Below are 11,477 nucleotides of genomic sequence, written 5' to 3'. Positions count from 1 at the left end.
CAGAACCAACTGTAATTACAGGAACAACGATTGTGAGTAATGTATCTTGCAATGGGGGCAGCAACGGAACTATTGATTTAACACCAACAGGTGGAACAGGAAGTTATACTTATAATTGGAGTGACGGAATTACTACTGAAGATAGAACAACAGGACTTGCTGCAGGAACATATTCATGCACCATTACTGATTCTAATGGATGTACAGGAACTGTAAGTGGAATTACCATTACAGAACCAACTGTAATTACAGGAACAACGATTGTGAGTAATGTATCTTGCAATGGAGGCAGCAACGGAACTATTGATTTAACTGCATCAGGTGGAACACCGGGTTATACCTATAATTGGGGTGGCGGCATCACAACCGAAGACCGAACAGGATTAGCAGCAGGAACTTATTCTGTTATTATCACTGATGCTAATGGATGTACTGCCAATGTATCGGCAACCATTGCACAACCAACGTTAATTGACGCTACGGTTTCAGTAGCATCTGGCGTAATTACTGCCAATCAATCTGGAGCTACGTATCAATGGTATCAATGTCCTAATATACTTTTGGTAGGCGAAAATAATCAAAGTTTTACGCCAACTCATTCGGGTGATTACAAAGTTGTGGTTACAATTGGAACTTGTTCTCAAACGTCAACTTGCATTACGATAAGTACTTTAGGAACTCAAAATCTACAATCTAAAATCGAAATTGCAATTTATCCAAACCCATTCAGTGATGCATTTTTTATTGACAGTAAAGAGAATGGTGTTGCATTGGTATTTGATGTTTTAGGAAAAACAATCCAATCTCAAAAGATAACATCGGGAACTACAAAATTGGATTTAAGCAATGCTCCAAATGGAGTGTATTTGTTGAAAGTAATTAATGATAACAATCAATCCAAAACAATCAAATTGATTAAGAAATAATCAATTCTTTGAAAATTTACAAATCCTGTTTTACCTCGGTAGAACAGGATTTTTTATTAATGGTTTAGTATTCCATTAGTCTTTTCAAACTGTCTATATGTCTTAATTGGCTATTCAATCATTTTATTTTTTATTTAATTTTGTAAAGACTAATCGAAAGTGTAATTCAGGGTTTCCCCTTATAGTAGTTACATTTTAATTGGTAGAAATTTGCAATTAAATTTATAAGTAGCCGTCTAAATTTTAGTTTTATCCAAATTTTTAATTTTTTAAAATGAAAATTATCAAATCGAATTTTCGCAACTTATTTTAGAAAAAGCCAAGAATAATAAGGATTTTAGATTGTTGAGGAGAAATTTACATTATACTTTTCTAGAACAATTAGAAAAAGTAATTACTACAGATAATTTAAAAATAGAGTTTTGGTTAACGATATATAATGCGTTCATAACTCATATGACTAAGGAATCTAATAATGGTGAAATTGATTATGAGAAAAAAAGAATAAAAGTAGCTCAAAATCTTTTATCGCTCATCGATATGAAATTTGGAATTTTAAGAATACCTAAATGTTCTATCTCTCTTTTAAATATAAATTTATTTAAAGAACCAATAATAAAAAAATGATGATTGCTAAACCAGATCTAACCTTGAGCGAAGTGCTATACAAATAGAGTAAGATTTCAAAATAATTACCAATTCTGGTGTTTTTTATTTTCTTTGGAATTTAATAAAGTTAACTTTGTCAAAAGAAAAAAAGTCTTTATAATCCAAGCAAGAAACAATTCCAAAAAAAATAAAATTTATATGAAAAAGACCTTTAGCATTATATTATTTTCGTTTCTATTTATTTCTTGTCAACAAACGATAACGCCTGCAGATATTGCAAAATTGAACGGTTATTGGGAAATTGAAAAAGTAGTTTTTGATAAGGGCGCTGACAAGGTTTACGGGATGAATGAGAATTTCGATTTTTTTAAAATCAATGGTACCAGAGGCACGAGAACTAAAGTTATGGCGCAGCTGGATGGTACATTTTTAACAACAGATACTTTTGAAAATGTTTCGGTTCGGTTTACAGACAAAGGGACTTTTCTGGATTATAAAACTGATTATGCAAAATGGAGTGAGGAACTGATTTCGATTTCGGATGAAAAATTCGTGGTGAAAAATGAACAGAATAAAGAATATTATTATAAAAAGGCGAGGCCTGTAAATTTATTAGGAGATGGCAAAGAGACTAAATAATCAGAGTACGATTGGTGCAGTTTTGCAACAGATTATCCAGGTGAACAAACTGCAGCCAGGCATGGATCAGATTGATGTAAAAGAAGCCTGGAAACAATTGATGGGAAATGGTGTGAATACGTATACTAAAAATGTAGTTTTAAAAGGAAGCACGCTATATGTAGAATTGGGATCGGCGGTTTTAAGAGAAGAATTAAGTCATGGAAAATCTAAGATTGTTAAGATGATTAACGAGGAATTAGGACGTGAAGTGGTGAAGGAAGTTGTTTTGCGATGATTTAGTTTGCTGTCACAGTCTCGGATTCAGTATAAAAAAAGTCCCATTTCAATTTGAAATGGGACTTTTTTTATACTAAGTAAGTTACTGAAAACGGTGACTAAAACTGCTCTCTTCCAGCAAAGTGAAATGCACTTTCGATCGCTGCATTTTCGTCGCTGTCAGACCCGTGAACTGCATTTTCTCCGATAGACGTTGCATATGCTTTACGAATTGTTCCTTCAGCAGCTTCAGCCGGATTGGTAGCTCCAATTAAAGTTCTGAAATCTTCTACTGCGTTATCTTTTTCTAAAATAGCAGCAACAATTGGTCCGCGTGACATAAATTCAACTAATTCTCCGTAGAAAGGTCTTGCTGCGTGTACAGCATAAAAAGCCTGTGCATCAGCTACAGTTAGTTGTGTTAATTTTAATGAAACGATTTTGAAACCTCCGTTAGTAATCATTGCTAAGATGTTCCCGATGTGTCCGTTTGCTACAGCATCCGGCTTAATCATTGTAAAAGTTCTATTTGTTGCCATTTTCTTGCGAATTTTAAATTTTTGTGCAAAAATAGACTTTTTTATGAATTGATTTTAATAAATTCACAATTAAAACTCTTGAAAATGATTTTAAAGGACTAAACCTTAAAAATGAGTTTGTTTTTGTAAAATATCCACAAAATAAACGTCCAGATACCAACATAAACTAAAGCTCCAGCGAAAGAAGCTGCCTTTGGATCGCTAAAAAATGGTGCAATTCCGAAGCTATACAGGTAATCTAAAAGATTAATGTTTTGTTCCGGATTGTGTGGGTTTTTAAACTGAATCATCACTAATGCCTGCGGAATAATCTGTGAACTAAAGAATACAATCATTGGATTTACTCCCCAAATTAAAAAGAGTTTAAAGGATTTTTTATAATCAGCAATATCAATTACATAATATAATATTGATAAGAAAGTAGTCGCTAATCCTGTAGTGTACAAAACGTAACTGCTTGTCCAAAGTGATTTATTAATTGGGAAAATTAAATTCCATGATATGCCTGCAATGATAAATGCTGGACCAAGTATAGCCATTTTTGTTGCTTTTTTTGTTTTCCCGATGTCTTTTAATAATATTTGTCCAATCAATAAGCCGATTATTCCGTTTACGATAGATGGAATAGTACTTAAAATTCCTTCCGGATCCCAGGTTACGGTTCCGCTATACATGTGTCCTTTAAGCAAAATGCTGTCAAGCCATGACGCTAAATTGGTTCCTTTTTCAAGATTGGCATCTCCAATTCCCGGAACAGGAATCAATGTCATTAAAGCCCAATATCCTAATAACAAAACAATTCCTGTAATGATCTGGGTTTTTTGAGAAGTTTTTAAATATAAAAGCGAAACTACAAAATATACAATAGCAATTCGCTGTAAAACTCCCGGAAGCCTTACATCCTGATAGGCTTCGATGCCACTGTATGCTAAAAAAATATAGATAAAAAGAATTGAAAGAGCCAGAATGTTTTTGACTTTCGGGCTAAAGCTTCCCATCAAGGCATATCCAACAGCTATGGTAATGAGAAGTCTTCCTATCAGAAGCAGAATTCCATCTAGACCAAAAAACTGAATTTTTCCAAAAAAGTTGAAGAAAATCCCTAAACAAAGCATTCGCAACGAGCGAATTAGAATCTTATTTAATGTGGTGCTGTCATAAAATTTCTCAGGCATTGCTAATGGAACAGCAACTCCCATGATGAAAACGAAGAAAGGAAAAACCAAATCGGTTGGGGTACAGCCATGCCAGTCAGCGTGTAGTAAAGGTGGATAAACATTTCCCCAATCTCCGGGATTGTTTACAACGGTCATCAATAAAATAGTGAGTCCACGAAAGACATCAAGCGAAATTAAACGTTCTCTTACCATCAGTTTTTATAAATAGGTTATTTTTAATTTTCTATTTGGTTTGAGAAGTAATAATTTCAGAAGAGAGTGGTTATTTATTTCTGAAGACTATTACTTTATTGTTTTTTTTATATAGTTATAATATTAAAATTAGTTTCTAATGGTTTTAATTTTTGAATCAAAAGCGGAATTAATTGTTCCCCTTTTTGTAAATAAAATTCTGAAAAATTAGTCTGACGTTCCTGTAGACTTTTGTTTGGGAATAATTCGCATTGTAGATTAGTTATACGCTGTAATTCGTCATCCAGTTTTCGTTTTTGTGCTTTTAATAATCTCTTTTCAAGATTTTCAAGACCTTTTTTCTGTTTTACTTCCTGAGCTTTTACAGCACCGCTAAATGATTTGTCGGTTTGCTGCGCCAGTTCGTAAAGATATTCAAATTGTTTTTCCAATGTTTCCTTTTGTGGCGTTAAATCAATTGGAAAAACAGATAGCTTGTGTGTAGTTGTGTTTACTAAATTTTCCGGTTTTGTAAATAAATCTGCCCAGCTTAAACCTAAATTATCTGCTTTTTTTGCTTGTTTTTCTGTATTTAAAAGTACCGAATTTCGAACTAAAATTATTGGAAAAGTAATTTTTACCGAATCAAAGAATGATTTTAGTTCCAGCCAATAGGCAATTTCTCCGCCTCCGCCAATATAGCAAAGATTAGGCAAAATAACTTCCTGATAAAGAGGACGCATAATCACATTAGGACTGAATTTTTCCGGATTACTTTCTAATAATTTTAGAATTTCTTCTTTTGAAAAGGAGATTTTGGTATTATTGACAAAATATTTATCGTTTTCAAAAATAATTCTTTCACGCAGATTATCTTCAATATAAAACAAATTGATTTCCCGCGGATTTACCTGAACGGTGTACTCTTTCAATTGTTCGATTGTTTTCTGAACAGTCTTGAACGAAATTTGTTTTTCTAATTCTTCTTTGATATAAGGAATAAAAACACGTTTTAAATGCTTTTCGTCTGCATCTAAAATAACTAAACCATAATCAGCAAATAAACTGTTGGCTAAAAAGCGAGTTGCATCTGCCAGGTTTCCATGCTTTAAATAGGCTTCTTCAAATAAATTTTTTAGGAAGCCGGCATTTGTACCTGATCCTAATTCTGCAGCATAAATTTCACAGAATTCCGCTAAGCCTTCAGTTGAAAGCCTCCCAACCGGACCGGTACTTTCTTTATTCCATCTGAACTTTTTCCCTTTAAAATTAAAATAATTAATCTCTTCAAAATCATGGTCTTCCGTAGCCATCCAATAAATTGGAACAAAATTGTACGTTGGATATTTGGATTTTAATTCTTTGGTCAGGTTAATTGTCGAAATAATTTTATATAAAAAATACAAAGGACCGCTAAACAAATTTAATTGATGACCTGTCGTAATTGTAAAGGTATTTTGAAGTGCTAAAAGCTCGATATTTTGTTTAGTCGAATCAGAAATTTCGATGTTTAGATATTGTTTTTTTAACGTATCCACTAATGGGATTCGGTTGTTATTATCAAAATTAGCTTGCTTTTCAATGATTTGCTTTTCAAAGTTTTCCAAAGTTGGAAAATGATTGTAAAGAGAATGTAATTCGGTTTTTTGATCTAAATAATCGCGTATCAATTTAGAGAAATATCCTGATTTTTGGTAGCTGATACAGTCGGTGGGCATAATTTTAAATTTATTTTGACAGCTGTAAATTTAATGAAAATATGTACTTAAAAACGGTTTTAACGATTGCTTATGATTTGAAATTTAATTTTAGGTTTAAAGTCTTTGTAATCAGGTTTTTAGTTTGATAAGTTGTGTAAAATTGAAAATTCATCAAATTTGTTAAAAAGTGTAGGGGTTGCGAAACTAATCAATCTAAAACTGAATTATTGACAATGAAATTCTATTTTTGCAACTAAAAAAACACATCAAATTAATATGAAAGATAACCCTAATAAAAAGAACTCCTTAAAACATGTTCTGTTTGGAAGTTTAATAGGCACAACAATCGAATTTTTTGACTTTTATATTTATGCTAATGCGGCGGTATTGGTTTTTCCGCAATTATTTTTTCCTGGTTCTGATGCGACAATGGCAACCTTAGAATCATTAGCAACTTTTTCGATTGCCTTTTTATCGAGGCCATTAGGTTCTGCTTTTTTTGGACATTATGGAGATAAAATCGGGCGCAAGTTTACCTTAGTTGCTGCATTGCTGACTATGGGAATTTCTACCGTAGCTATTGGCTTTTTACCAAGTTATGCCAGTATAGGTGTTGCGGCTCCTTTATTATTAATGTTATGCCGATTTGGGCAAGGCGTTGGTTTAGGAGGTGAATGGGGAGGTGCTGTTTTACTAGCAATTGAAAATGCACCGCCACATAAACGTGCATGGTACGGAATGTTTCCACAGTTAGGTGCGCCAATTGGGTTGTTGCTTTCGGGAGGAACTTTCTTGTTATTGACAGATTCCATGAGTAGTCAGGATTTTATGGATTATGGTTGGAGAATTCCTTTTATAGCGAGTTCACTTTTGGTTGTAGTCGGGTTTTATATCCGAACTAAAATTACAGAGACACCTTCTTTTGAAAATTCGAAAAATGCACATGAAGAAGTTAAAGTTCCATTTCTAACTTTGATTAAATCCTATAAAAACCAATTAATTTTTGGAACTTTGGCAGCGGTAACGACATTCTTGGTTTTTTATTTAATGACGGTTTTTACTTTAAGCTGGGTAACTTCTGATTTAGGAATTGTTAAAAGAGACGCTTTATTGGTACAGCTTTTTTCTGTGTTGTTTTTTGCGCTTTTTATTCCAATTTCTGCTGTGGCTGCCGATAAAATAGGACGTCGTAAAATGCTGATAATAGCTACAGCTGCAATTGCAATTTTTGGTTTTTTCTTTTCATTCTTTTTAAAATCAGGAGATTTAGTTTTAGTTACAATTTTTGCCTGTATAGGAATGGCATTGATGGGATTTACTTATGGACCATTAGGAACATTTTTATCCGAGTTATTTCCAACAAACGTTCGATATTCTGGGGCTTCATTAACTTTTAATATGGCTGGAATTCTTGGTGCGGCATTTGCACCGATGATTGCAATTTGGCTGGCAAGCACTTATGGTTTGAATTATGTTGGTTTTTATCTGACCAGTGCGGCATTAATTTCCTTAGTTTCATTTTTAATGATTTCTAAAAAAGTACATCAGTTTTAAATATTGTAAAGAATAATTATGAGGTAGCGAATATATATTCGTTGTCTTTTTTGGGAATAAATTTCAAATTTAAACAATTTTGATATATTTTAACTTATTGGTATTTAATTAGTTAAAATTATTTTAAGAAAATTTTATGATTTAATTTGTTTATTAAGAAAATAATTCACAAAATTTGCATCAGAAAATAAATAATAACTATTAATAACGAAGACAATGTTTGTATTAAACTTTACCTCTCAAAACATCGCATCAGGATCAGATTCTGTTGGCATGTGTCTTCGTGGCTTTTCTCAATCATAGCAAATCAATTTTAGAGATATGAACAAGCCCGAAGTAATTTAACTTTTGGGCTTTTTTTTTATTCTAGACTCTTCAAAAAATTCCCGATTATCAGAACTTAATTTATCTGTTTCAGATAAAATGCTATTTGTCTTGTATTTTTTATGCTTGACAGAAAATCTATAATCTAATTTTTTTTTAAAATGGACAATTTTCTTTTTGACGATTACATTAAATGTTCTCGTTTAAAGAATAAAAGACGAAAAAAAAGATTAGTTAAAGAGGATTTTGAAAAACAACTTGTTCAATTATCAAAACGAAGACATGCAATTTATTTGGCAATTAAAAATTTGCCTCTAATAGAATTGAAGGAACCTTATCAAAAAGGATGGGTTCGGTTTTTTGTAGTCCGGAAGGATGTTTTGCGATCACCCGACGGTGTGTTTTATGAAAACGTATTAGAAAAAATAAACACTTTTCAGTTTTCAAATCAAAAAATATTTATGAATCGGAAAAAGCGTTTTGGAAAAAAAGCAGAGAATCCAAAAGAGCAATTTGTTAGTAATATCAGTATCAGCGATTGGAATACTAATACATTCGAATTGACTGAGAAAGAAAAATCCTGTTTTACACTAGTCGAAAAATGGTCTGATTTATACAATCGTTTTCTTAGAAATTACAAATTTAATGAGCCGTGGAGGTTTGTATTTAAAATTGAGCCTTACATAATCACACATAAAAAAGCTGTAGATGTGTTGCTGGAAAGTGAATTTAGGCTGATAGATAATTACATAGAGAACCGGAACTTAAGAGGTAAGATTTATAAATCACGTAATAGAGACAGTTATTATTATCGAAGTTTAGAAAAACTAAGAAATAATAATGAAATAAAAACTAAAAATCTGAATACTATTTATGAAGAGTATTTAGAAGAAAAAATATAAATAATGGGAAATAAATTATCCGGAAAAGACCTGATTAAAATAGGCTTTCCAAAAAATAATAGTATCAATATAGCTTTAGGGCAAATAAACCGATACAGAAAAAGAGAAAAAAAGAAAGTATATTAACCGAAGCCAAAGAAGTTTTATTGTCACCTGAAAAATTTACGGGACACGGAACCTGGGGGAAAGTTGCAGAAGGATTAGTAAATCCGGTACAGGTGAGAATGCATCAGCTTAATAATACCAGAGCACCTTTTTCCATATTTGGAGAAAATGAAATAGATGAAAAGGCAAAGTATCAGTTATATGATGCCTTAAAATTGCCAATTTCAATTGCCGGTGCTTTGATGCCCGATGCTCACTCAGGTTACGGATTGCCAATTGGAGGAGTGCTGGCAACTGACAATGTTGTGATTCCTTATGGTGTGGGAGTGGATATCGGCTGCCGAATGAGTCTGTCAATTTTTGATATTCCGGCTTCATTTTTTAAAGGAAAAGACCATCAGCTGGAAGCTATTTTAAAAGACAATACAAAGTTTGGAATGTATGAGACACATACTATAAAAGCAGATCATGAATTGTTCAGCCTAAGTGAATTTCAGGATATTCCGCTCTTAAAAAGTCTTTTAGGAAAAGCATACAAACAACTGGGAACTTCCGGCGGAGGCAATCATTTTGTAGAATTCGGAATAGCAAAAATTACCAATCCTCTTAACGAATGGAAAATTGGTGTAGGTGAATATTTTGCAGTGCTTTCGCATAGTGGTTCAAGAGGTTTGGGTGCCAATATTGCAAAACATTACACTTATCTCGCAACTAAACAATGCCCGCTGCCTAAAAATGTGCAGCATCTGGCCTGGCTGGATTTGAATACACACGACGGACAGGAATATTGGCTGGCAATGAATTTAGCAGGCGATTATGCAAAAGCCTGTCATGACGATATTCACCGCCGAATTGCAAAAGCCATTGGTAGGAGGGTTGTAGTAACAATAGAAAATCACCACAATTTTGCATGGAAAGAAATCGTAAATGGCAAGGAAGCAATTGTTCACCGAAAAGGAGCAACTCCAGCAAATAAAGGCGAACTGGGAATTATTCCCGGCTCGATGGCAGCTCCCGGATTTATTGTTCAGGGAAAAGGAAATGCAGAAAGTTTAAATTCTGCTTCTCATGGTGCAGGACGATTGTTTTCTCGTAGAAAATGCAAAGAATCCTTCACTCAAAGTGAAATCAAAAAAGTACTTAAAGCAAATGATGTGACTTTGATTGGCGGAAATATCGATGAAGCACCAATGGCGTATAAAGACATTAATAAAGTAATGGCAAACCAAACGGAACTGGTGGATGTGTTAGGCACGTTTACACCAAAAATCGTTAGAATGGACAGATAATATGGAAAAAATAATTCAAATAACATCAGGTCGCGGCCCGGCAGAATGCAGCTGGGTTGTTGCTCAGGTGCTGAAAAATTTTCTGGAAGAAGCAAATGACAATAAAATAAAAACGACTTTGCTTCAGCGGGAAACAGGAATCGAAAACGGAACCGTAGAAACGGCAACAATTTTACTGGAAAGCAATGATCTAAATGAGTTTGTAAACTCTTGGATTGGAACAATTCAGTGGATTGGTCAAAGTCAGTTTAGAAAATTTCATAAACGTAAAAATTGGTTTATAGGAATTTTTGAAGTTGATAAAGCGACAACTACCAAAATTACCGAAAAAGATATTCAGTATCAGACCATGCGAAGTTCCGGAGCCGGAGGACAACATGTAAACAAAGTAAGTTCGGCAATACGAGCGACTCATGTTCCTACGGGAATTAGTGTAGTTGCTATGGATTCCCGTTCACAGCATCAGAATAAAAAACTGGCTACCGAAAGATTGCTGCAGAAATTTAAAGATGAAACCGTTAAACAATTCAAAGCCGAATTTCAGTCGCAATGGATGAATCAATTGCAGGTTCAAAGAGGGAATCCGATTCGGGTTTTTCAAGGCTTCGATTTTAAGAAACAAAAACAAGTAAAAAATTACAAACAGGAACGGCAAAGATTAAAACGAGAAGATTATTCGACAGAGAATAATTCCTGACTTTGAATTTCCAAACAAAATAAATTATGAAAACAGTAGATAAATATCTTTTTCAGGCACTGGACAGTTATCCCTATTCGTTGGAAGAAACCATTGAATCATTGGATTATGCCTTGTCTTATGATGACAAAAACACCATGGCTTTATGTTTATATGGTCAGGTTTTTACAGATCAGTTATTGAAATATGAAGAAGCTAAAGAGTATTTTCAAAAGGCGCTTTCCATTAATATTTATGCTTTAGAAGTATATCCTTTTTATATCCATACCTTAATTTTGAATGAAGATTATGAAGAAGCAATGAAACTGATTGATTTTGCATTAGCCATCAGAGGAATCAATAAAACGGAAATTCTTTTGAAAAAAGTAATGCTTTTGGAAAGTCAGCAAGACTTTAAGAAAGCTTTGAAAGTGATTAACAAAGCAAAACTTTTAACAATAAATAATTCTTACGATTACATAATTGAAGAAACCGAAAAAAGACTGAACAAAAAAACCAATGGTGATTCTAAAAAAGAGGAACAGACCAAGAAGAAAAAGAAGAACAAGTAAAGAAGAAAGGATGTCATAGTTGACATCCTTTTGTG

The 11,477-nt window shown here is 33.2% G+C and carries 10 protein-coding genes and 1 pseudogene; 8 read left to right on the top strand and 3 right to left on the bottom strand.

All coding sequences use genetic code 11. The features are described from left to right. The 3 genes from ABI657_RS06865 to ABI657_RS06855 form a co-directional block, all read left to right on the top strand. The coding region (locus ABI657_RS06865; protein WP_348096501.1) for a T9SS type A sorting domain-containing protein at positions 1 to 926 on the top strand (926 nt) is incomplete at its 5' end. An 807-nt stretch (positions 927 to 1,733) separates the two neighbouring features. Then, a complete protein-coding gene (locus ABI657_RS06860) occupies positions 1,734 to 2,174 on the top strand; it encodes a hypothetical protein (protein ID WP_348096500.1) in 441 nt (146 codons plus the stop codon). Next, entirely contained in the window at positions 2,155 to 2,451 is a 297-nt protein-coding gene (locus ABI657_RS06855) for a DUF721 domain-containing protein (protein WP_348096499.1), read from the top strand. The genes ABI657_RS06860 and ABI657_RS06855 overlap by 20 nt, the downstream gene beginning before the upstream one ends. 100 nt (positions 2,452 to 2,551) lie before the next feature. On the opposite strand, the gene ABI657_RS06850 is transcribed toward ABI657_RS06855, so the two are convergent. From ABI657_RS06850 to bshC, 3 genes are all read right to left on the bottom strand, one after another. Next, on the bottom strand, positions 2,552 to 2,971 hold the full coding sequence (locus ABI657_RS06850; protein WP_056196211.1) for a nucleoside-diphosphate kinase: 420 nt from the start codon (positions 2,969 to 2,971) through the stop codon (positions 2,552 to 2,554). Positions 2,972 to 3,069: 98 nt separating this feature from the next. After that, entirely contained in the window at positions 3,070 to 4,341 is a 1,272-nt protein-coding gene (locus ABI657_RS06845) for a DUF5009 domain-containing protein (protein ID WP_348096498.1), read from the bottom strand. Between the two features lie 107 nt (positions 4,342 to 4,448). After that, complete coding sequence (bshC, locus tag ABI657_RS06840) at positions 4,449 to 6,038, bottom strand: bacillithiol biosynthesis cysteine-adding enzyme BshC (protein WP_348096497.1); 1,590 nt, start codon at positions 6,036 to 6,038, stop codon at positions 4,449 to 4,451. Positions 6,039 to 6,296: 258 nt separating this feature from the next. On the opposite strand from bshC, the gene ABI657_RS06835 reads away from it, so the two are divergent. The 5 genes and pseudogenes from ABI657_RS06835 (at position 6,297) to ABI657_RS06815 (ending at position 11,442) form a co-directional block, all read left to right on the top strand. Then, the gene (locus tag ABI657_RS06835) at positions 6,297 to 7,574 is read left to right on the top strand and encodes an MFS transporter (protein ID WP_348096496.1); all 1,278 of its coding nucleotides are present in this window, start codon (positions 6,297 to 6,299) and stop codon (positions 7,572 to 7,574) included. Positions 7,575 to 8,059: 485 nt separating this feature from the next. Beyond that, positions 8,060 to 8,800, top strand: coding sequence for a hypothetical protein (locus ABI657_RS06830; RefSeq protein WP_348096495.1), 741 nt, complete (start codon positions 8,060 to 8,062; stop codon positions 8,798 to 8,800). A gap of 3 nt (positions 8,801 to 8,803) precedes the next feature. Further along, positions 8,804 to 10,194, top strand: a pseudogene (locus ABI657_RS06825) (RtcB family protein). A 1-nt stretch (position 10,195) separates the two neighbouring features. Next, positions 10,196 to 10,891, top strand: coding sequence for a peptide chain release factor H (gene prfH / locus ABI657_RS06820; protein ID WP_348096494.1), 696 nt, complete (start codon positions 10,196 to 10,198; stop codon positions 10,889 to 10,891). A 26-nt stretch (positions 10,892 to 10,917) separates the two neighbouring features. Then, positions 10,918 to 11,442 (top strand): hypothetical protein, encoded by a 525-nt coding sequence (locus tag ABI657_RS06815; protein WP_348096493.1) that lies wholly within the window; start codon positions 10,918 to 10,920, stop codon positions 11,440 to 11,442. Positions 11,443 to 11,477 lie beyond the last annotated feature (35 nt).

Source organism: Flavobacterium sp. (assembly GCF_039930565.1).
Taxonomy (GTDB): Bacteria; Bacteroidota; Bacteroidia; order Flavobacteriales; family Flavobacteriaceae; genus Flavobacterium.
The sequence above is the reverse complement of the archived record's forward strand: the minus strand, read 5'-3'. Positions and strand labels throughout refer to the sequence as shown.